Raw genomic sequence first — 21,053 nt, 5'->3', positions numbered from 1 at the left:
ATGTGTCGCTTAGGGTGAAGGGCATGGACGCGACCAAGGTGATCATCGATACCGTCGACCGGTTCAAGCAGCGGCGTACCGCCCCGCTGGTCCTTGAACTCGACCTCACCGAGGGCCTGACCGACGCTCCTCCGGCGGATCCGCTGGGTGCCATCCTCGCGATGCGCAAGACGAGCCTGGCCGACGTGCTGGCCGGGCTCAAGCGTGCCAGGAAGGACGACCGGGTCAAGGCCCTGATCGTCAAGATCGGCACCCAGTCACCGGGACTCGCGGTCGTCCAGGAGCTCCGCCAGGCCGTCGCCCTCTTCCGGGCCTCGGGCAAGCTGACCGTCGCGTTCGCCGAGAGCTTCGGCGAGTTCAGCGGGGGCACCGTCCCCTACTACCTGGCCAGCGCCTTCGAGCGGGTCTACCTCCAGCCGTCCGGCGACGTCGGGCTCACCGGCGTCGCGATGGAGCAGCGCTTCCTGCGGGGCGCGCTCGGCAAGCTCGGCGTCGAGTACCAGCTCGGCCAGCGGCACGAGTACAAGACGGCCGCCAACACCTTCACCCAGGACCACATGACCGACGCCCACCGCGAGTCGATGGGCCGCATCACCGAGTCGGTCACCGAGCAGGTCGTGGCGGGCGTCGCCGAGGGACGCGGGCTGGAGCCCGCCAGGGTACGCGAGCTGATCGACCAGGGCCCGTTCATCGGCGCCGAGGCCGTCGAGGCCGGGCTCGTCGACCGGATGGCCTACCGCGACGAGGTCTACGACGAGGTCAAGCACGAGGTCGGCGAGAACTCGCTGCTGCTGTACGTCGGCCGCTACGCCAAGGCGCTGACCGCGAAGAAGCTCCCGCACCCGGGCGAGCAGGCCGTCGCGCTGGTCCGCGGCAACGGCGCGATCCGGCTCGGCCGCAGCGGCCGCAGCCCGATGGGCGGCGGCGGCGCGATGGGCTCCGACACCATCTGCGCCGCGCTGCGCGCGGCCCGCCGCGACGACAGCGTCAAGGCGGTCGTCTTCCGGGTCGACAGCCCCGGCGGCTCGTACGTGGCCTCCGACGCCATCTGGCGCGAGGTCGTGCTGACCCGCAAGGCCGGCAAGCCCATCGTGATCTCGATGGGCGACCTGGCCGCCTCCGGCGGCTACATGGTCTCGATGGCCGCCGACGTCATCGTGGCCCAGCCGGGCACGCTCACCGGCTCCATCGGCGTGTTCGGCGGCAAGGCGGTCATCGGCGGCCTGCTGGAGAAGATCGGCGTCACCTCGGAGATCGTCGGCGAGGGGGCCAACTCCGGGATGTTCTCCCCCACGAACGCCTTCTCCGAGGCCCAGTGGGTGCGGATCAACGCCTGGCTCGACCGGGTCTACGACGACTTCGTGAACAAGGTCGCCGAGGGGCGCGGCCTGACCCGCGAGCGCGCCCACGAGCTGGCCAAGGGCCGGGTCTGGACCGGGGCCGACGCCCTGGAGAACGGTCTCGTCGACGAGCTCGGCGGCCTGGAGGACGCGCTGGCCGTGGCCCGCAGGAAGGCCGGCCTGCCCGCCGACGCCCCGGTGCGCGCCTACCCCAAGCTCAACCCGCTGGAGCGGCTGCGCCCCGCGGAGTCCAGCGAGGACAAGGCCGCCGCGCTGGCCCGGGTCCGCGTGGAGGCGTGGGGCCCCCTCGCCCATCTCGCCGGCGAGCTGGGCCTGCCCTCGTACGGGCCGCTCATCCTGCCGGGCAGCTGGACGATCCGCTGACCACGCTTTTCCGGTGAGTAAGCCGCCGCGTTCGGACGAGACGTCCGGCGCGGTGGCCTCGGCTGGGGCCGCCCCGAGCCGGGTGGCTTCTGTCGCCCGGCTCCATGCGATCAGATCGACAGGGGCGGCGTTCGTCTCCCGCGTGGAAAGAACGAGCGACGAACCACCGGGGCAGCGGTAACGGCTCCGCTCAGCGGTAGCGGCTCCGGTAGCGCGTCAGCGGCGGAACGGACGCGTCGACGTAGTCGACCCCGAGGACCTTGGCGACGAAGAGGGTGTGGTCCCCGGCCGGGACGACCTTGACCGTCTCGGCCTCCAGCGCGGTGACACCGCCGTCCACGACGAGGGCCCCGCTCCGCTCACCCCGGTGATGCGGCATGCCCGCGAGCAACAGTCTGGCACCGGGACGTCCCGCCGCGGCGAACCGGCTGGCGATCGTCTTCTGCCCGGCCGACAGCACGCTGGCGGCCCAGCGGTCGTGCCGGAGCAGCAGTTCGTTGAGGTATCCGGTGTTGCCCAGGCTCACCATCACCAGCGGCGGGTCCAGCGAGATCGAGGTGAACGTGCCGACCGTGACCCCCACGTCGTCCCGCTCGTCCTTCACGGTGACGATCGTCACCCCGGTCACCACCTGGGCCATGGCCTCGACGAACTCGTTCATGCGGCAATCATCCCGGAGCCGGGCGGAGGTGGAGCATCCGCCCGGCAAGGCCAGACCCGACCAGGGTTTCACCAGGCAGGACAGCGGACGGCACCGGACGGGGTCGACCATGACCGCTTCCGGCCACGATCTCCCCACCGCACCCGGTCACTGACGGAGCGATGTCCCATTATCAGCGGATGTCCAAAACCGGGGCTTAGCCGCTGTTCCTCATGGATGCCGCCGCCTCTTACATCGAACGTCTCAAAGGATGTGCATGCGTGTGCCGAGGCGGCGGATGCGTTCGCGGTAGCTGTAGCGCTCCAGGTCGAGGAGGGTCCGTACGGCCTGCTGGGCCATCGGGTGGTTGCGGATGAGCATGGGGGCGATCTTCTCGGCGCGTTCGAGTGCGGCCAGGGCGTCGTCGCGCTTGCCGCACCACAGCAGTCCTCGGGCGTGGTCGAGATGGTGGTGACCTGCGCGGCCGGCCTGCACATCTTTAGGGAGCCGTATCGCCTCTCCGCGCTGCACAGCCCTCGGCCCGTCCCCCAACTCGACAGCCACGGCGACCCCGTGGATATCGACGTTGGCCTGGTTGGTGGACAGGTCGTAGTAGTTGGTGCGCTGGCGTGAACCAAGCCGGGCGACCGCCTCGGCCGCGAGCCGGTGGCGTGACCAAGCCTCGTCGGCGTCGTTCTTGCGCGCTGCGGTGATCGCGGCCCGTAGTTGGAGCCCGCCCCAGACGGCCAGTGCCTCGGCTTGGCCTGCCGTGTAGTCGTCCTCGATGTTCGCGCACGCCTTGTCAAGCAGGGTGAGCGCGTCGTTCCACGAGGTACTGGCCCACAGGCTGCGTATTCGCAGGTAGGTGTACACGGCCTCGTGATAGGGGTCGCCCGCCTGCTCCCCGGCCCAGCGGACCCGATTGGTGGTGGCCAGGGAGAGGTCCGCGTAGCCGAGGTTGTAGACCACCGAGTCGGCTGCCAGGTAAGTCAGTCCGAGCAGTCTGAACGCCGCGCTCCGATCAGGCTCCGCGTACAGATGGGTGGCTGCCTGTAGTTCGGAGAGCAGAGCCGGTAGTTCCTCAGCCAACTCGGCATATCGCGCCTCCCGCCGTAACCAACGTGTGCGTTCGGTCGCCGCGTGAAGTTCGGGCAGTGGCCGTACCGCTTCGGCCCACTCAGGGGCGAGGTCGTAGCGTTCCAGTTGGCGGCGGATCTCGGGGATCGCCGAATGCCCGCGGTCCTGGCTCGGGTTGTCGCCTCGGTAGGGGCGCGCGGTGAGTTCGTTGGGGTGCATGCGCAGGGCCTTGGCGAGGGTGTTGACCAGCGCGATGGAGTCCAGGGCAAGGCTGTCGTTCTCGATCGCCGATACCCAGGACTGGGCTCGGCCGACGCGCCGCGCCAGTTCGTTCTGCGTGATGCCCGCGCGCTTACGAGCGCGCCGCACACGGGTTCCCACGCTCTCCGCCGCCGGATCTGAGTAGGCCATGGGCTCAAGGTAACCCGGCGCGACCGGCTTGACCCCCCTCTGCGCCGAAGTATCAGCGGCATTGATGTCAGTGCCTCTCCGCGTTCATAGCGTCACCTTTCGTGAGCGGCGGCAGGAGATACCTCTGCCCTCCGCACACTCTGATCGGCCATCAAGCAGATGCCCCCACGCAGAGGGAGCCGCCTTAGCTGAGCGCAGAAAGCAAGCCGCGAAAACCCCATAAAAACGGCCCTACCAGGCGAGTGACGTCGCCTGGCAGAGCCTCGCCCGCACACTGGAGGTGCGAACTGTGCTCAACCCTAGTAGAGCTTGCAAGATCATCCGGGTTCGCCGGCAGGCCGAGCGGCCGCCCTCGCCCCTGGGCTGCCGCTGGTGCGGCCATCCCCCGTACGCCCATGACGCGGACAGCCTGCCGCATCGGCCCGGTCACCTGTGGGAACAGCCCACCGCCGCCCAGGTCCGCACCCGCATGACGGCTCGGCGTCGTCTCGGACTCTGCGGTCGGCTGCCCGCTCCCACCATCGCCGCCTGCCCGCCGAACCGCCCCCTCACGGGCTCTCTCCTCAGCCGTGGACGCCACGCGCGACCGGCCTCGACGACGGCCGCCCCGCCGTACGAACGAGAATCGCCGCCGGGTGTACGGCCCGGACCAGGCAGGCGCGAACCACGCCGCAGGGCGGTGACGGCATGATCTCCGTCGACACCACCTCTCGGCACGAGCCCGTCGAGGAGACCGGAGCGCTGCACAAGCCGGCGCTGCGGTTCACCGGGTGGCACCTCTGGTACGGCAAGGCCACCGGCCGCTACTGGGCACTCTCCCCCGCCTGGTGCCGAGAGCACATCGGCCTGATCGAGGCCGACACCCCCGCCGAACTCGCCGCACAGATACAGAACATCGAGAACTACCGCCCCGGGACAGACGCCCCAGTCCCGAGCGACGAGAGCATGGGAGGTGACCGAGATGGCAGCACGACTCCTGGCCGTACTCGTCGGCGTGCTCGCTGACCGCTTCCGCACAACGGCCGACGGCGCCGTACGGTCACCGCACCTGGGACGGATCCCCGGCTGGTCGGCACCCCTGGGCCACACGCCCGTCATCTCCCAGCGGTTCGCGGCCACTCCCGAGCAGGTCAGGCCCGCGCGCGTCTTCGTCGCCGAACTCCTCGGCGACGACCACCCGCTCCGCGACGACGCCGTACTCCTGACCAGCGAACTCGCCACCAACGCCGTCGAGCACTCCAGCGGACCAGTCGATGCCCGACCGCTCGACACCGGACCGGTCGACCCGCCACGAGAGTTCGTCGTCACGGTGTCCTTCATCTCCCACGGCGTACTGATCACCGTCCAGGACCCCGGCGCCTCAGAGATTCCCTGTACGAGGAAGCCCTGCCCAGAGGCCACCGGCGGCCGAGGACTCATGCTCGTCAACGACCTCGCCACCCGCTGGGGCTTTCACCGCGACTCCACCGGAACCGTCATCTGGTTCGAACTCCGCTCAACCGGGGCGGCGCCGGGTTGCTGAGCGAGCACCAGGAGAAGAATTTCCACGAAAACCCTGGAAAGCACATATGTGCTGGATGACACCAAGACACCATCGGTCAGGCAAGCCTTTGTTGCCACATCGACAGGAAACGCGTCAGGGATGTGCTGTCCATCGGGATCGCCGTCGGCGTCCTGATCTGGGGCGCCGTCGGCCGGACGGACCCCCCTCTGCCACCATGGTCATCGGCCGACGCGACGGGAGCGGTTCCAGATGCATGTCGAGACGTATGGTCCCGCCGACGCGCCGCCCGTGCTCCTGCTGCACGGTGGCGGTGTCGCCGGTTGGATGTGGGAGCCGGTGCGGGAACGTCTCGCGCACGACCACCGGGTGATCGTCCCGGACCTGCCCGGCCACGACCGCAGCGCTGACGAGACGTATCACTCCCATGCCTGCACCGTCGAAGCCTTGACGAAGCTCCTGCACGACGTGGGCGGTCGCGTCTCCGTCGCCGGGTTCTCCCTGGGCGCGCAGCTGACGGTCCTGCTCGCCGCACACCGGCCCGAACTCGTGGAACGCGTGGTCGTGGTCAGCGCGCAGGCCAAGCCCATCGCGGCCGCCGGGTTCACCCTCGGCCTGCTCGGTGCCACCGCCGGGCTCGCCCGGCAGCGGTGGTTCGCCAGGTTGCAGGCCAAGCAGCTGTTCGTCCCCGGCCCGCTGCTCGACGACTACGTCCGCACGTCCGCGAGCGTCTCGAAGCAGACTCTGCTCGCCGCGGTCGGCGAGAACCTGCGCTTCACGCCGCCGCCCGCGTGGTCGCGTTTCCCCCGCGAGGCGCTGATCCTCGCCGGCGGGCGTGAACGGAGCCTGATGCGGGAGTCGGCCCGCGTGCTGCACGAAGCCCTGCCGGGCAGCGAGCTGGAGATCGTGGCGGACTGCGGGCACGGCATCCCGCTGCAACGGCCCGGCTGGTTCGCGGACCGGGTGCGCGGCCGGCTCGGCACGTGACCCGGCCGCCGAGCCGCGCCCCTGGGCGCGGCGGGGGCACACACCGGTGGTGCGGGTGTCGGCCAAGGGCTCGGGCCTGGTATCGGCCGCCGGGCTGCTGTGTCTCAAGCCCGGCCGGGGGCTTTCACGGTGAATATCGCCAGCCCTGATCATTTACATGAGAAAAGTGTCTTTGAAGTGGGATGATCGGACTTGTCTAAGGTCCCGCCCACACCGGCTCAAGAGGCACTTTTCACGTGAAGACTATCGCTTCGCGACCCAAGATCGTCATGTCCTCCGACGGCTCCGGGCTCATCTCCCACTCAGGCGCACTGCTGTTGCTGGAAACACTGCGAGTCACCGTCCTGGACCAGGCTCTGTCGAAGCAGCTGCAACGATGGAAACCAGCCCGCGCAATCCATGACCCCGGCAAGATCATCGCTGATCTCGCCGTCAGCCTCGCCCTGGGAGGCGGCCGCCTGGCCGACATCGCAACCCTGCGTTCCCAACCAGAACTGTTCGGAGGAATCGGCTGCGTCGCGGCGAGAGATTTCTCCGGGGCCGTGTCGATCCGCGGGCCGCTCGTTCGACGTGTGGGTGCGAGGGCCGAGAGGCGGCCCCGCCGGACGAGGAGAACGCGATGCCGAAGTACCTGCTGATCATGCGGAGCACCGACGAGTCGAACGCGGCCATGATGGCCAACATCGACGAGATTATGGCCACCACCCGCCAGTTCATCGAGGAGATGGTCAAGGCCGGTGTTCTCCTCGCGGCGGAAGGGCTGGACGATCCGGGCCAGGGCGTCGTGGTCGACTTCAGCGGCGAGGCCCCGGTGGTCACGGACGGACCGTACGGCGAGACCAAGGAGCTGTTCGGGGGCTTCTTCCTGCTCGACGTCGCCTCGAAACAGGAGGCGGTCGAGTGGGCCAAGCGGGTCCCGACGGCCCCCGGGTCCAAGATCGAGATCCGGCGGGTGCCCGGGAGCGACGAGGTCCCGCAGGTCGACGAGTGATCATCAAGGACTGGGCCGGGCGCGAGAGCAACGGCCGGATCTGATGGGTACGGCCGATGTCGAGGCCGTCTGGCGGATCGAGTCGGCGCGGATCGTCGCCGCGCTGACCCGGTTCACCGGCGATTTCGGGCTGGCCGAGGACGCGGCCCAGGAGGCGGTGGCCGAGGCGCTGGTGTCGTGGCCGCACGCCTCTCCGGCGAATCCGGCCGGCTGGCTGATGACCACGGCCCGGCGGCGGGCGATCGACGCGATCCGCCGCCGGACCACCCTCCAGGACCGATACGCCCTGCTGGCGGCCGACTTGGCGGTTGACGAAGAAATCGATCCCGACAAGATCGATGACGACGTGCTGGCGCTGATGTTCGTCAGCTGCCACCCGGTGCTCTCCCCCGAGGCCCGGGTGGCGCTGACCCTGCGCGTGGTCGGCGGCCTGTCCAGCGAGGAGATCGCCCGCGCGTTCCTCGTACCCGTGCCGACCGTGCAGGCCCGCATCACCCGGGGCAAGAAGACGATCGCGGCGGCCGGGGTGCCGTTCGAGCTGCCGCCGGCCGCCGAGCGCCGGGAGCGGCTGGGCGGCGTGCTCAGCGTCCTCTACGTGATCTTCACCGAGGGGTCGACGGCCACGTCGGGCGACCGGCTGCTGCGCCCCGACCTCGCGTACGAGGCGATCCGGCTGGCCCGCACGCTGGCCGCGCTGCAGCCGGACGAGCCGGAGGTGCACGGCCTGCTGGCGTTGTGCGAGCTGACGGCCGCGCGTTTCCCGGCCCGGACCGGCCCGGACGGTTCGCCGATCCTGCTCGAGGACCAGGACCGTCGGCGGTGGGACTTCTCCGCGATCCGCCGTGGGCTGGCCGCGCTGGCCAAGGCATCGACTCGCGGCCTCGGCCCCTACGGCCTGCAGGCCGCGATCGCCGCCGCCCACGCGGCGGCGCCCTCGGTCGAGGCGACCGACTGGGACCTGATCGTGGTGCTCTACGAGGCGCTCGGCCGGGTCGCGCCCTCGCCGGTGGTCGAGCTCAACCGGGCCGTTGCCGTGGCCATGGCCTCGGGTCCGGCGCAGGCCCTGGCCATCGTGGACGAGCTGATCGCCTCGGACCGGCTCCCCGGTTCGCATCTGGTTCCGACCGTACGCGGGGAGCTGCTGGCCCGCCTCGGCCGGCGACCGGAGGCGCGCGCCGAGCTGGAGCTGGCCGCCCGGCTGTGCGCCAACCAGCGCGAACGCTCAGTGCTGCTGCGCAAGGCGGCCACGCTGAGCTGACTTCTCCAGCTCGGCCAGCCGGGACTCAACGGCCCGGATGCCGTCGATCGCATCGGCCCCGACGGCCGAATCCCCGAATGCGGACGGCGGGAGCGCGGCGAACCCGGGGAGAAACCCGCCCACGGTCGGCGCGTAGACCTCGTCCGGGGCCGACCGCGACCCAGGTGCTTTGTCGGGCCAGGGTGGCAGCAACGGTTCGATCAGATCCCATAGGTCGTCGACGACCCACGCCTCACTCGTGCTCCACCGAGCGAAGCTGATTTTCACGTCGTGGCGCTGATCAACATCTATTCAGCAGATCATGTTAGGGACTTTAAGCATTGCGAGGCAGTCAAGCGCCGTACACCCTCATCTCGGCAGAAGTGCGCATCGCACATCGTTCATCACGGCGGCCGAGTTCTACGGAGAGTCACCTGGCGACGTGTGCTTGCCTCGCCGGGATCTCGGCCATGGTCAACAAAGTGGCGCTCGCCCCCACGAACACTCGCACGCGGTAGGTCAGCGAAGTGGCGCCGAAAGTGACCGACATCCGGCTCCCGTTCTCGCGAACAAAATCAGTAGGCGGTTCCGGGCCGGAACGGACTTCGGGGCCGCCTGCCGAGCTGTGGAAAGGGATGCTAAGGAAGGCTTCAGTAGTCGAGGACACCGTGGGCTGCCACGATGTCGCTGGAGGCGTTCGGTCGCACCCCGGTGATGCGTTCGGCCAGTTGCAGCGCGGCGGCGAGCCCTCCCTCCGGCTTGTCGCCGACCAGACCGAGCTCGATCCGGTCGGCCAGGTAGTCTTTCGCGCTGTCGTCCTCGTCGCCGGGGTACAGCGGGTCGAAGGACAGGATGCTGCGCCCGTCGGCGTAGTGGTCGAAGTCCGCGACCAGGTTCACGTTGACGAAGACGCTCGCCGTGACCGTCCCGGCCGACAGGGGCCGCAGCACCTCCTCCAGCGTGCCGGCGAAGCCGTTCGACTCGCTCAGAATGGTTCCGCCCTCGGCCGGGCGGGCACAGATGAGGCCCTCTTCGATCTCGCCTTCCTCGTCGTCGCCGTCGAACACCTCGATGCCGAGGCGCGCCAGCGCCTCGTGCGGGGTGAGGCCGCGGACGAACGTCGCGCAGAACGCGGTGTCATCGAGCCAGTTGTAGCCGCTCATCGGAGTCCTGTCTCTCTGGGGATGGAATGCAGGAATCCTGGCGCGCTGGTCCGACAGAAATCGTGTGCGACTTTGACAGGCGGCACCGGCGTACCTTCGGTGCCGGTCCGTATGTTCCCCACCGGGTGCGAACAGGATGTACCGGCCCGCGATGTCCACGGTCCAGGGCAGCCGCGAAGCCTTACTCGCGGCCTTCACAGTCCCAGAGGTTCGCGAGCACGCCGGCACCGTCGTCTCCGACATTTGGATCTTCGTCCCACATTCCCGCTTGCCGAATTGGTTGAGCAGGCGGCAGCGGCTGCAGGGGGTCAAATGGTGGTTCGTGATGAGATGGACGGGCACCAGCCGATACTTTCGACTTCGATGACCCCCGGCTTCCCATGACTACGGGGACGGCCACTCGGACGGCTGCTCAACGGTGGCGAGGCCGAGGACTCCGATGATGCCGGACGGCGAGAGGGTCAGGACGTCAGTGTCGTCGCCCCTGTGGCTGCGCGAGTCGATGGAAACATGACGGTTCAGACGCGTCCCCATGGAGGAAAGCACACATGTTCGCGCGAACGTGTGTCAGGTGACGCCGAGACTGCATGGGTTCAGTCACGCGAGGAAAGCGCGTGTGTCTGAACCCAAGGCTGTCGGCTGTTCTCCCGTCTCCAGCAGGTCACGACGGGGGTTTCCCAGGACAGCCATCCTGCCCCGAGCGCGAGCCGTCAGGAGGTGGGTCTGATGCATGAGTGCTGCGCCAGGAACCAGTCGGCGGCGATGTCGGTTTCCGTGATGCGTCCGATCAGCGCCAGGGCCGAGCTGATGCTCTCCGGATCCTCCACAAGATTGTCGAAGACGTCGTCATCGCTGATCTGGAAGCGCAGTCCGTCCATCAGGTGATCGAGTGCGTGCGGGTCGTCGCCATACCGCTTCTCCGGCCAGGTCGGGTCGAAGGAGACGACCATGTGCCCGTCGCGGGCGTAGTCGAAGTAGGCGTTGCCGTTGATGTCCATGAGGAGGCCGAGGGCCTCCCGGCCGCCTTCGGTGATGGAGCGCAGACGCTCGCTGTCGGCATGCGCCGGCACGATGCCGATCCAGCCTCCGACCTCGGCCACCCAGGTGGATCCGTCGTCGATGTTGTGATCGAGTATCTCGCTCAGGTGGCACGGGGTCCGGGTGGCGAGGTCCAGGTGAAAGGCTCGGGCGAGGGCGTCGAGGTCCGCGCCCTTGATCCACATGGCGCTGAATCCCAGCGCCCACAGGTCCATCTCGGCATCGAGCCCCTCGGTGAAGATGGTCGAGACCAGAAGGTCGTGCAGGTAGGTCGGTGACCGCATGGCCGCCTCTCGAAGGAGGGGTATCCCGCGGGACGCCCCGCACTGTGTGTCCGGACCGCGTCCGGGGAGATCACATCGTGATCATCCGGGCTCGCCGCAGCAAGCATAAGCCTCCCCCAGGCCGGTCAGCCGAGCTTGGTACGGGTAGGCGGCCGGGGCGGTGGTCCATCGCTGGAAGAGGCGCCGCTACTGGTCGAGGGGAGGGACCGGCCGATGAGGTCGCCGAGTCAGAGAAGGGCCGTTCGGGGCGGCGCCGCCAGCAGGCCGAGCACAGGCCGTGGCCGGCATGCGGGCACAGTCGCGGCACAGCGTGACACCAGGCGAGCGGACGGGATGCCCGCACTCGGCTCACCCGACCTGGCCGAATGAGCGGCGACAAGAGACCGGGCCGACAAGGCGCCTGTCAGCATCGGCGGTTTTTAAGTAGCGTGAAGTGATGTTCTTCGATCCCGTACCGACAGAACAGGAACCCGTCGCCCGCCCCGAGCTCCCGCCCTGGTCCGCGCCGTCCTCCCTGGAGATCGGAGCGGTGCTCGCGGTCGAGCGGGTGGTGGCCCGGAGTGCGAACGTCGTGGTGCTCCTGCCGACCATCCGGGTCTTCAGCACCGGCTGCATGCTGAATGTGGAGGTGGTGTCCAGGCAGGGTGACCTGTCCGGTGAGGACTGGTGGTACGTGCAGCTGGCCGGGGCCCCGATCGCCCAGGCGTTCGGGCGCGGCAGGCGACCGGACTCGCTGTTGCGGCTGGGCGTGCGGTTCGCCGACGGTACGAAGGCCACCGCCCTCGAATGGGCACGGCCCCCAAAGAGCGCCTCCGGCGATCCGCCGGTCGGGCCTCTGCTGTCCTGGTCTCCGATGGGCAGCGGCATGCGCGGCGGCGAGTTCGGATTCAGCGGCTTCGGGCTGTGGCTTTGGCCGTTGCCTCCGGCCGAGGACTTCGAGTTCGCCGTGGAGTGGCCGCTGGGCGGCATCGAGCTGACGACCGTCGAACTCGACGGTGCTGCCATCGTCTCCGCCTCCGGCCGCTCGGCGCACTACTGGCCGGACTCCAGGCAAGGGGGAGCGGGTTACGCGGTGTGAGTGTCGATGTCGCGCTTCGTCCTGGGAATCGAGGCGAGAGGCATGCCGGTGAGGCTAGCCAACGCCAGGCCACCTGGCCGCCTTCGTGACCTGATCGCGAACCTTCTGCGGCGCGCCGGATGGTCGATGTGCGGAACCGAGCACCGAGCGCGGTGCGCCCGAAGGACGCCGTGCCGTTGAAGGCGTCGGTGAGCTGTGAACGCGACGGGGTGGGCCGCCATGAGTACACAGCGATCCGGGGTCCGGCTGATCGGTGAGATAGGTCCTGAAGGAGGCGGTGGCCGGTGCCCGGCGCGTGATCGCAGGCGGTTCCCCCAATTAGGAGCAGCACTCCATCCTTGTCGCCACTTTCAACGTATAGCCGGATGGGGGGCTTGCGGCAAGGCCCCGGTGGTCCCTCAGAATCGGGAGCCGTGCGCCGGCCCGGCCCAAGGCGGACGCCTATTCGGGCTCACATTCGCCATGCGGCCGGTCGGTCGTGATCCAAGCCGTCACTGGGGAATTCAACATGCGTGTACTGCTGTCCACCATCGGGTCGCGTGGCGATGTCCAGCCGTTGGTGGCACTCGCCTTGGAGCTGCGGGATCTCGGTCAAGAGGTCCGCATGTGCGTGCCGCCCGACTTCCGCGAATGGATCGACGGCCTCGGCATCCCCGTCGTGCCCGTCGGTCCCGAGTTGCGCGCCACCGCCGTCGGCCGACCGGCCCCATCGGTTCCGCCCGCCCCGCCCTCTCCCGAACAGCGGCGTCGGATGGCGGAGGCCACGGTCGCCGCCCAGTTCGCCACGGTCACGTCGGCGGCTGAAGACTGCGACGTCATCGTGGCCGCCACAGCCCTGCAGCTGGCCGCCCGCTCGGTGGCGGAGACGATGGGGATCCCCTACGTCTTCACCGCCTACTGCCCGACGGTTCTGCCGTCGCCACACCACCACCCCCCGCTGCTCGCACCGGGCCAGCCGCCGCCCGCGACGGCCGACAACCGCGAGTTGTGGGCTCGGGACGCCGAACGCTTCAACGAGCTGTTCGGCGCCGCGCTCAACCTCCATCGGGCACCGGCCGGTCTGGCCCCGGTCGGCGACGTGCGAAGCCACGTCTTCACCGACCGGCCCTGGCTGGCCGCCGACCCGGCGTTGGGGCCGTGGCCCGAACCCGCCGACCGGACCGTGCTCCAGACCGGTGCCTGGATCCTCCCCGATGAGCGGCCGCTCTCTCCTGAGCTGGAGGCGTTCCTGACCGCCGGCGAGCCACCCGTCTACTTCGGCTTCGGCAGCATGCACGCGCCGCAGGACCTCGCCCGGGTGATGGTCGAATCGGCCCGTGCGCTCGGGCACCGGGCTATCGTCTCCCGCGGGTGGGCCGGCCTGTCACCGGTGGACGACGAATCCGACTGCCTGTCCGTCGGCGAGGTCAACCAGCAGGCGCTGTTCAGGCGGGTCGCCGCCGTCGTCCACCACGGCGGGGCGGGCACCACGACCGCGGCCGCGCGAGCCGGTGCGCCCCAGGTCGTCATCCCCCAGATCTACGACCAGCACTACTGGGCGCGGCGAATCCACGATCTCGGGATCGGAGCCGCGCACGCGCCCGGCGCGCCGACCGCCGACTCGCTGACGAGTGCCCTCAGGCACGCTCTCCGACCGAACGTGGCGGCCCGTACCCGGGTCGTTGCCGCCGGGGTGCGCACTGATGGCGCCCGAACCGCCGCGCAACGCCTGATGACCTTGGCCTCTCAGAGGTCATCCTGATACCGCGGTGCGGCATGCCCGTTTCACTCCTCTCCCACCCCGTCACTCCGTACGGTGCGGTATCGATGAGCGGCCCCGAATCCCCTTCCACCGAACACAGCACCCGAGTCGTTCTCCGAAACGCGAACCGGCCCCGGACGAGACGTCCGGGGCCGGTCGGGGGAATCGTTACAGCAGGCCGTTCTGGGTGAGCCAGTCCTTGGCGACCGCTTCGGCGTCGTCCTTGTCGACCGCGACGCGCTTCATCAGCGCGACCAGGCCGGCGGTGTCCAGCTTGGCGGAGACCGCGTCGAGGGTGGTCTTCACCGTGTCGTTCACGCCCGCCTTGTTGACCAGGGGGGCGATGTTCTCCGCGGCGAAGGCGCTCTTGTTGTCCTGTAGGGAGACCAGGTCATTGATGATGATCTTCGGGTCGGTGGTGAAGACGTTGCCGACCTGGACGGTGCCGTCCTTGATGGCGTCGGCGGTGGCGTCGCCGGTCTTCTTCCACTCCTTGAACTCCAGGCCGTAGGTGTCCTTGAAGTTCTTCTCCTGGCGGCTCTTGAACTCCGGCGGGCCGCCCACCGCGTAGCCCTTGGCGACCTTGACCAGGTCCTCGATCGTGGTGAGGCCCTCCTTGGTCGCGGTCTCCTTGGTGACGGTCAGCGAGTTGTTGTCCTCGGCCGCGGCGGGCGTCAGCACCTCCAACTCGGCCGGGAGCTTCTCCTTGAGCGCGGCGACCACATCGTCCTTCGACTTCGCCGTGGCGGTGTTGTCGACGAAGCCGAGGAGCGAGCCGATGTACTCCGGCAGGATGGTCAGGCCGCCGCTCTTGACCTGGTCGTACAGCACCTCGCGGCTGCCGATGTTGAACTTCTCCTCGACCTCGACGCCCTTGGCGGCCAGGGCCTGCGAGTAGATCTCGCCCAGCAGGACGTTCTCCGGGAAGTTGGCCGACCCGATGACGACCTTCCCCCCGGCCGCCGGCTCGGAGGCGGACCCGGATTCGGCGGGAGCCGGGGACGCGCTGGTGAGGGGATCTCCACCGCCGCACGCGGTAAGTGTGAGCGCCGCGGACAGAAGGATCGCCGCGGTGCTGAACAGGCGCTTCATGGTGCTATTCCCTTCCAAAACGGGGGGTAATGGAGACTATCGGATGGTCTGGCGCTCGCTCACCCCCGGGGAGACCGTTGCGCGCTGTACCAGGGTGAACCCGAGCTGAACGAGAAGCGCCAGCAGTGCTACGAGAACCGCTCCGCCGATCGTGCTCGGGAAGTTCTTGGTCGCGAGACCGTCGATGATGAAGCGGCCGAGGCCGCCCAGGCCCACGTACGCGGCCACCGTCGCGGTCGCCACCACCTGGATGGCGGCCAGCCTCAGGCCGAGCAGGATGAGCGGCAGCGCGACCGGCACCAGCACCCGGCCGAGCACCTGCCCGCCCCGCAGTCCCATGCCGTACGCGGCGTCGCGCAGGTCCGGGTCCACCCCGCGGATGCCCTCGTAGGTGTTGACCAGGATGGGCGGCACGGCCAGCGCCACCAGCGGGATCAACACCGGCAGAATGGTGCCGACCCCCATCAGCAGCACGATGAGGACGAGCAGGCCGAGCGTCGGCAGGGCGCGGGCCGCGTTGGCGATGGAGACCACGAGCAGGGCGCCCCGGCCGGTGTGGCCGATCAGCAGCCCCAGCGGGAGCGCGATCAGCATGGCCAGCAGCAGCGAGAGCCCGGCGAACTCCAGGTGTTCGAGCAGCCGGGCGGGAATCCCGTCCGGACCCGACCAGTTGACCGGGTCGCCGAAGAAGTCGATCAGCCAGTTCACGCGGACCCCCTCGCCCGCGACCAGGGGGTGAGCAGGCGCTGCGCCAGGATCAGCAGCAGGTCGGCGACGCCCGCGAGCACCACGACCAGCACGATGCCGACCACGATCGGGGTGTAGAACTGCCGCTGCCAGCCGTCGATGAACAGGTAGCCGAGCCCGCCCCTGCCGACCAGCGCGCCGACGCTGACCAGGCTGACGCTGGCGACCGTGGCCACCCTGAGCCCGGCCAGCACGACCGGCACCGCGATCGGCAGCTCGACCTGGAGCAGCCTGCGCAGCGGGGTGAAGCCCATGGCCACCGCGGACTGGCGTACGTGGTCCGGCACCGAGCCCAGCCCGTCGACGACCGCCGGGATCAGCACCGCCATGGCGTAGAAGGTGAGCGGGACCATCACGGTCAGCCGCGTCGCGAGGCCGGTGACCGGGATGAGCACGATGAAGACGGCCAGCGAGGGCAGCGAGTAGATCACGTTCATCACGCCGACGGTCGGCTGGTAGAGCCAGCGCCAGCGGACTCCGGCCAGCCCGAGCGGGAGCGCGATGAGCAGCCCGACGACGATCGGCACCAGCGCCATCACGATATGGTCCTCCAGCAGGCCCTGGATCGTGGGCCAGTTGCGGCCGATCCAGTCCCAGCGGACCAGGGGTTCCTCACTCACCCGCGTCCCCCGTGCCTCCCGCGGACCCGCTGGATCCGGCGACACTCCCCGCGCCCCTCACGGGCCCGCCGGAACCTCCCACACTCCCGGCGGACCCGCCGACACCTCCCTTGCCCCCTGCGGACCCGCCGACACTTCCCGCCACCTCGGCCAGCGCCTCGTCCAGTGCCTCGCGGGTGGCGACGCCCACGGCCCGGCCCTCGCCGTCCACCGCGACGGCGTTGCCCGAGGGCGAGAGCAGCGTCGCGTCCAGCGCGCCGCGCAGCGAGTCGCGCCCGCTGACGAACGTCCCGTACGGCGCGAGTTCCAGCTCGGCGAGCGTGCCGGACCCGGGCAGGTCCTTGACCGCGACCCAGCCCAGCGGCCGGCTCCCCGCGTCCACCACGGCCAGCCACGGCTCGCCGGCGGCGCGCGCCGAGGCCGACGCGGCGTCGGTGGAGACCGGGACGAGCAGGTCGGCACGGAGCCGTACCCCCTCGGCCGAGACGAACGAGAGCCGCCGGATGCCCCGGTCGCGGCCGAGGAACTCGCGGACGAAGTCGTCGGCGGGCCTGGCCAGCAGCGTGGCGGGGTCGTCGAGCTGGGCCAGGTGGCCCCCGACCCGGAAGACGGCCACCCGGTCGCCGAGCTTGACCGCCTCGTCGATGTCGTGGGTGACGAACACGATGGTCTTGTTCAGCTCGGCCTGGAGCCGCAGCAGTTCCTCCTGCAGGCTGGTCCGGACGATCGGGTCGACCGCGCTGAACGGCTCGTCCATCAGCAGCACCGGCGGGTCGGCGGCGAGCGCGCGGGCCACGCCGACGCGCTGCTGCTGGCCGCCGGAGAGCTGGAAGGGGTAGCGGTCGGCCAGCTTCAGGTCGAGCCCGACCCGCTCCAGCAGTTCCATCGCCCGGTCGCGGGCCTTCTTCCGCTCCCAGCCGAGCAGCAGGGGGACCGTCGCCACATTGTCGACGATCTTTCTGTGCGGAAAGAGCCCTGCCTGCTGGATGACGTAGCCGATGCCCCGGCGCAGGGTCGGCGGGTCTATGGTCTTGACGTCGACGCCGTCCAGGAGGATCTGGCCCTCGGTGGCATCGATCATTCTGTTGATCATGCGCAGGGAGGTCGTCTTGCCGCACCCCGAGGGGCCGACGAAGACGGTGATCTCCCCGGTGGGCACCTCGAGGCTGAGGTCGTCCACCGCTACGGTGCCGTCGGCGTAGCGCTTGGTGACACCGTTGAATGTGATCATGCACAACCTCTTGTTGTCGCCGGGTTACGGCCCCCTAGCCCCAACCGCCCCCAAAATCTGGCTCAGGTCAGCCTATGCCCCACTTCTCCGATCTGTCTTCCCGGCTTTGCCAGGTAGATCGACATGTGTATTTCTCACCAAAAGGGCATTCAGTAGTGCGGGAGGTGCCCATGACTTGACATGATTACCCACATTGCTGGAGTTGATCCCTCTGGCACCGTACGTCACAGGCCTCACAGCCGCCCCCGCTCTTCACCACGCTCGACGAACCACCAGAGGAACCGGTCCCGTGACCCAACCGCTCCTCGGTCAACGCTCGCGCGGCGAACTGATCGCCGAGCTCTACGACCGCCACGCAGCAGGGCTGTACGCCTACTCCCACGACCAGTTGGGCAGCGCGGACTCGGCCTTCGACGTCCTGGTGACCGTTCTGTCCAGTGTCACGGACACCCACCCTCCGCGCGCCGCGCTGTACGCGCTCGCCCGCCGCGAGATCTTCCTGCGCGACATCGTCTACTCGCCCCCGGTCACCGGCCTGGACCCGGTCCCCGCCCTCGTCGAGCGGGTGCTGAGCGAGCTGCGCACCCACCAGCGCGAGGTGCTGTACCTGTCGGGCGTCTGCGAGATGAACGCCGCCGAGCTGTCCTGGGTGCTCGACGTGGCCGTCGACACCGCCGACGAGCTGACGGTGAGCGCCTGCCGCAGGTTCGCCCAGTCGCTGGGCGCCGCCCTGGCCTCGGCCCGGATCCCCGCGCACCTGACCGAGGTGTTCGGCGCCCTCGCCGTCGCCCCGGTCCGCGACGTGCTCGTCCTCGCCCCCTGGGCCACTCCTCCCTCCGGGCTGCGCGCCGCCGTGCTCGGGCCACGGGCACCGCTCGCCCCCGCAGGCAAGCGGTCGGCGCCCCCGTTGGTCAGGCAACTGTGGCCGACGTCACCCGGCTGGCCGCCACCGTCTCCGGAGAACGGCGCCCCTGCCTTCCCGGTGCCAGACGACCACACGGCGGGCGACCGCTTCCCCGACCCCTTCGCGCCGAGGGACCCCGAGGTGGTCTCCACCCACGAGGCCAGCACCGAACCGCTGCCCAAGCTCGGCGGCTCGGTGCTCACCGCCCTGGACACCGCGGGCCTGCGGCCTCGCCGCCGGCTCCAGCGTCCCAGACCGCGCCGGGCGGCGCCGCTGTCGGCGCCCATCCCCGGAGACGTGCTCGACGGTCCCCCCGTACGGGAGAACCTGTTCCGCCCGCTCAGCCCCGAGGCGCGGGCGGCCCGCGTCTACACCGACAGGCTCGTCGCCGCCGCGCCCCGCCCCGAGGCCGCGCCCGCCGACCCGCCCACTGATCCACTCGCCGACCCCGCACCCGTCGAGGCCCCTCGCACGCCCCTCGCGAGCGTCCCGGCTCCCGGGCCCGTGCCGGGGGACGTGCTGGACGACATGCCCACCGCGCACCCCACCGCGCACCCGCTCCCCGGCTGGCCCCTGCAGACCGACCAGCTCGACGCGCTCTCCGACGCCGAGCGTCACCGGCCTCTCTTCCCCGTCAGGGCCGCGCAGGCGGAGACCCCTGACATCGGTCGGGCACAACCGCCGATGCCCACCTGGGCCACCCCGGCACCGGTCCCCGACCCGGAAACCGGTCGGGTACAACCGCCGATGCCCAGCTGGGCCACCGACCCCGTTCGGCCCGCCGAGGTCGACTGGTTCGCGGACGCCGCCCCCTCCGGCCCCGCGACCGGCATCGAGACCGGCACCGAGACCGGCACCGAGACCGGCACCGCGACAGACGCCCAGGCCGACGAGACCCGGCACGAGACCTCGGGCGAGGACCCGGCGGCCCTCCCCACCTGGTCTCCCCGGCCTGACCATCTCAGCACTCCGACGGGCCGTGCCCAGCTGCGCCTGCCCAGCTGGATCATGCGGGTCGACCAGCCGGAAGACGCCCCGCACCACACCGTGCCGCCGAACTACACCGCGCCCCAGGACCACACCTCGATGTCGTACGACGCGCAGTGGAGCGAGTCGACGATCGCGCGGGGAGGCGATTCGGAGGCGGAGACCGGCGAGGCCGGGACGGCGGAGAGCGGAATCCGTCTTGCGGAGAGCGGAGTCCGTCTTTCCGGACGGGCCGGATCCCGCAGGCGCGCGGGCCGCCGGGCGGCACGCAGGCACAAGGCGCAGGCGAAGGTCTCCCACCACGACTGGGCCTGGGAAGTGGTCGGCTTCATCATCGCGGTGGCGATCGCCATGGTCGTCTTCTTCGCGGTGCCGATGATCACAACCCCGTAGCCCCGAACCTTCGAGCACCTCACGTCGGGGCGGGTCAGCGCCGCCCCGACGCCCTACTTCTCGGACGGCCGCCCCGCCCCGCCCCGCGCCGCGCCCGGTCGCGCGCCTGCCGGCGGCAAAGGAGCCGCGAGCGGTGACCGACCGGGCGGATCGCGCCCCGGGGAACCGGCGGCGCGCGAGATTCCCGCGTTTGGCACGCGCCCGGCCCGCGATGGCGGGACTCACCGTCCGAACGGGTTGTGACAGCGATCTGTCAAGGCTAGTATCACGACAACTCTTAGGAAACTTTCTTAAGAGAAACATCGAGTCAGCGATCCCGCGCCTCGCGGCAGAGCCGCCCGATCCAGGCATGAGCTGCGCGAACGCGATGACGCGGGTCGTCACCGCGCGAAAGTCCGACCGTCCGGACACCCCACACCATCCGGTTTCCCCCCATGGGAGTGATCAAGTGTTGAGACAGCGCATCATGGCCGCCCTCGCCGCCCTGGCGGTCACCGGCGTGCTCGCGGTCGTCCTGCCGACGTCCTCCGCCTCCGCCGAGAGCTGCGCGGCCGCGTGGAGTTCCTCGGCCGTCTACACCGGCGGCACGACCGCCTCCTACAACGGCCACAACTGGTACGCGCAGTGGTGGACCCAGAACGAGAGGCCGGGTACCGCCGCCGTCTGGACCGACAAGGGCACCTGCGGCGGCGGCACGACACCGCCCACGGGCAACTGCGACCACCCGAACTGGGCGGCGGGCACCTGGTACCCCGTCGGCAGCATCGTCAGGTTCACCGACGGCGGGTACTACATCGCCGTGCACGAGAACCCGGGTTACGACCCGGTGATCAGCCACTGGTACTGGGACCCGTACACCTGCGGCGGCACGACGCCCACCGACCCGCCCACCTCGGGCTTCGTGGTGAGCCAGGCACAGTTCAACCAGATGTTCCCGAACCGGAACCCCTTCTACACCTACAGCGGGCTGACCGCCGCGCTGAGCGCCTACCCAGGCTTCGCGAAGACCGGCAGTGACACCGTCAGGAAGCAGGAGGCGGCCGCCTTCCTCGCCAACGTCAACCACGAGACCGGCGGGCTGGTCCACATCGTTGAGCAGAACACCGCGAACTACCCGCACTACTGCGACGCGGGGCAGCCGTACGGCTGCCCCCCCCGTAATGCGGCCTAAAAACCGCCCGGGCCGATACACCTGAGCGGGCACAAC

20 protein-coding genes and 1 pseudogene are annotated in these 21,053 nt (G+C 69.9%); 11 read left to right on the top strand and 10 right to left on the bottom strand.

What is annotated here, in order from left to right:
- Positions 1-23: 23 nt before the first annotated feature.
- Entirely contained in the window at positions 24-1,724 is a 1,701-nt protein-coding gene (sppA, locus tag AB0J58_RS20460; protein ID WP_364217750.1) for a signal peptide peptidase SppA, read from the top strand.
- A gap of 190 nt (positions 1,725-1,914) precedes the next feature.
- Here sppA and AB0J58_RS20455 read toward each other — a convergent pair whose 3' ends face one another.
- Positions 1,915-2,385 (bottom strand): flavin reductase family protein, encoded by a 471-nt coding sequence (locus tag AB0J58_RS20455; protein WP_364217748.1) that lies wholly within the window; start codon positions 2,383-2,385, stop codon positions 1,915-1,917.
- Between the two features lie 243 nt (positions 2,386-2,628).
- On the bottom strand, positions 2,629-3,852 hold the full coding sequence (locus tag AB0J58_RS20450) for a helix-turn-helix transcriptional regulator (protein WP_364217746.1): 1,224 nt from the start codon (positions 3,850-3,852) through the stop codon (positions 2,629-2,631).
- A 687-nt stretch (positions 3,853-4,539) separates the two neighbouring features.
- Here AB0J58_RS20450 and AB0J58_RS20445 point away from each other — a divergent pair.
- The 6 genes and pseudogenes from AB0J58_RS20445 to AB0J58_RS20420 all read left to right on the top strand — a co-directional run bounded on the left by AB0J58_RS20445 (position 4,540) and on the right by AB0J58_RS20420 (position 8,589).
- On the top strand, positions 4,540-4,857 hold the full coding sequence (locus tag AB0J58_RS20445) for a hypothetical protein (RefSeq protein ID WP_364217744.1): 318 nt from the start codon (positions 4,540-4,542) through the stop codon (positions 4,855-4,857).
- A complete protein-coding gene (locus AB0J58_RS20440) occupies positions 4,814-5,374 on the top strand; it encodes an ATP-binding protein (protein ID WP_364217742.1) in 561 nt (186 codons plus the stop codon). Before AB0J58_RS20445 ends, AB0J58_RS20440 begins: the two co-directional genes overlap by 44 nt.
- Positions 5,375-5,605: 231 nt before the next feature.
- Entirely contained in the window at positions 5,606-6,340 is a 735-nt protein-coding gene (locus AB0J58_RS20435; protein WP_364217740.1) for an alpha/beta hydrolase, read from the top strand.
- Between the two features lie 236 nt (positions 6,341-6,576).
- Entirely contained in the window at positions 6,577-6,978 is a 402-nt protein-coding gene (locus AB0J58_RS20430) for a transposase (protein ID WP_364217738.1), read from the top strand.
- A pseudogene (locus tag AB0J58_RS20425) lies at positions 6,960-7,375 on the top strand (YciI family protein). The gene AB0J58_RS20430 and the pseudogene AB0J58_RS20425 overlap by 19 nt, the downstream one beginning before the upstream one ends.
- Complete coding sequence (locus tag AB0J58_RS20420; RefSeq protein WP_364217736.1) at positions 7,375-8,589, top strand: sigma-70 family RNA polymerase sigma factor; 1,215 nt, start codon at positions 7,375-7,377, stop codon at positions 8,587-8,589. The pseudogene AB0J58_RS20425 and the gene AB0J58_RS20420 overlap by 1 nt, the downstream one beginning before the upstream one ends.
- On the opposite strand, the gene AB0J58_RS20415 is transcribed toward AB0J58_RS20420, so the two are convergent.
- From AB0J58_RS20415 to AB0J58_RS20400, 4 genes are all read right to left on the bottom strand, one after another.
- Positions 8,554-8,856, bottom strand: a complete 303-nt coding sequence (locus AB0J58_RS20415) for a hypothetical protein (protein WP_364217734.1) — start codon at positions 8,854-8,856, stop codon at positions 8,554-8,556. The genes AB0J58_RS20420 and AB0J58_RS20415 overlap by 36 nt on opposite strands.
- Positions 8,857-9,218: 362 nt before the next feature.
- The gene (locus AB0J58_RS20410) at positions 9,219-9,731 is read right to left on the bottom strand and encodes a DUF6461 domain-containing protein (RefSeq protein ID WP_364217732.1); all 513 of its coding nucleotides are present in this window, start codon (positions 9,729-9,731) and stop codon (positions 9,219-9,221) included.
- Positions 9,732-10,115: 384 nt separating this feature from the next.
- Positions 10,116-10,265, bottom strand: coding sequence for a hypothetical protein (locus AB0J58_RS20405; RefSeq protein WP_364217730.1), 150 nt, complete (start codon positions 10,263-10,265; stop codon positions 10,116-10,118).
- 176 nt (positions 10,266-10,441) lie between these two features.
- Positions 10,442-11,053 carry a DUF6461 domain-containing protein gene (locus AB0J58_RS20400; RefSeq protein WP_364217728.1) on the bottom strand — a complete coding sequence of 204 codons (612 nt, stop codon included), beginning with the start codon at positions 11,051-11,053 and terminating at the stop codon, positions 10,442-10,444.
- A 436-nt stretch (positions 11,054-11,489) separates the two neighbouring features.
- On the opposite strand from AB0J58_RS20400, the gene AB0J58_RS20395 reads away from it, so the two are divergent.
- Both AB0J58_RS20395 and AB0J58_RS20390 read left to right on the top strand, forming a co-directional pair.
- Complete coding sequence (locus AB0J58_RS20395) at positions 11,490-12,131, top strand: hypothetical protein (protein ID WP_364217726.1); 642 nt, start codon at positions 11,490-11,492, stop codon at positions 12,129-12,131.
- Positions 12,132-12,639: 508 nt separating this feature from the next.
- Complete coding sequence (locus AB0J58_RS20390) at positions 12,640-13,872, top strand: glycosyltransferase (protein ID WP_364217724.1); 1,233 nt, start codon at positions 12,640-12,642, stop codon at positions 13,870-13,872.
- Between the two features lie 168 nt (positions 13,873-14,040).
- Here AB0J58_RS20390 and AB0J58_RS20385 read toward each other — a convergent pair whose 3' ends face one another.
- From AB0J58_RS20385 to AB0J58_RS20370, 4 genes are read right to left on the bottom strand one after another with little or no spacing between them, the layout of a single operon-like run.
- Complete coding sequence (locus AB0J58_RS20385) at positions 14,041-14,964, bottom strand: ABC transporter substrate-binding protein (RefSeq protein ID WP_364217722.1); 924 nt, start codon at positions 14,962-14,964, stop codon at positions 14,041-14,043.
- A 36-nt stretch (positions 14,965-15,000) separates the two neighbouring features.
- Positions 15,001-15,672 carry an ABC transporter permease subunit gene (locus tag AB0J58_RS20380; RefSeq protein WP_343973108.1) on the bottom strand — a complete coding sequence of 224 codons (672 nt, stop codon included), beginning with the start codon at positions 15,670-15,672 and terminating at the stop codon, positions 15,001-15,003.
- On the bottom strand, positions 15,669-16,331 hold the full coding sequence (locus AB0J58_RS20375) for an ABC transporter permease subunit (RefSeq protein WP_343973111.1): 663 nt from the start codon (positions 16,329-16,331) through the stop codon (positions 15,669-15,671). The genes AB0J58_RS20380 and AB0J58_RS20375 overlap by 4 nt, the downstream gene beginning before the upstream one ends.
- Positions 16,324-17,562 (bottom strand): ABC transporter ATP-binding protein, encoded by a 1,239-nt coding sequence (locus tag AB0J58_RS20370; RefSeq protein WP_364217720.1) that lies wholly within the window; start codon positions 17,560-17,562, stop codon positions 16,324-16,326. The genes AB0J58_RS20375 and AB0J58_RS20370 overlap by 8 nt, the downstream gene beginning before the upstream one ends.
- A 289-nt stretch (positions 17,563-17,851) precedes the next feature.
- Between AB0J58_RS20370 and AB0J58_RS20365 the strand changes: the two genes are divergently transcribed.
- On the top strand, positions 17,852-19,846 hold the full coding sequence (locus tag AB0J58_RS20365; RefSeq protein WP_364217718.1) for a hypothetical protein: 1,995 nt from the start codon (positions 17,852-17,854) through the stop codon (positions 19,844-19,846).
- A 448-nt stretch (positions 19,847-20,294) separates the two neighbouring features.
- On the top strand, positions 20,295-21,017 hold the full coding sequence (locus tag AB0J58_RS20360) for a glycoside hydrolase family 19 protein (protein WP_364217716.1): 723 nt from the start codon (positions 20,295-20,297) through the stop codon (positions 21,015-21,017).
- Positions 21,018-21,053: the final 36 nt, after the last annotated feature.

The sequence above is a fragment of the Streptosporangium sp. NPDC049644 genome, assembly GCF_040675205.1.
GTDB lineage: Bacteria > Actinomycetota > Actinomycetes > Streptosporangiales > Streptosporangiaceae > Streptosporangium > Streptosporangium fukuiense.
Note: the sequence above shows the minus strand (reverse complement) of the source record. Positions and strands in the feature narration are given on the sequence as shown.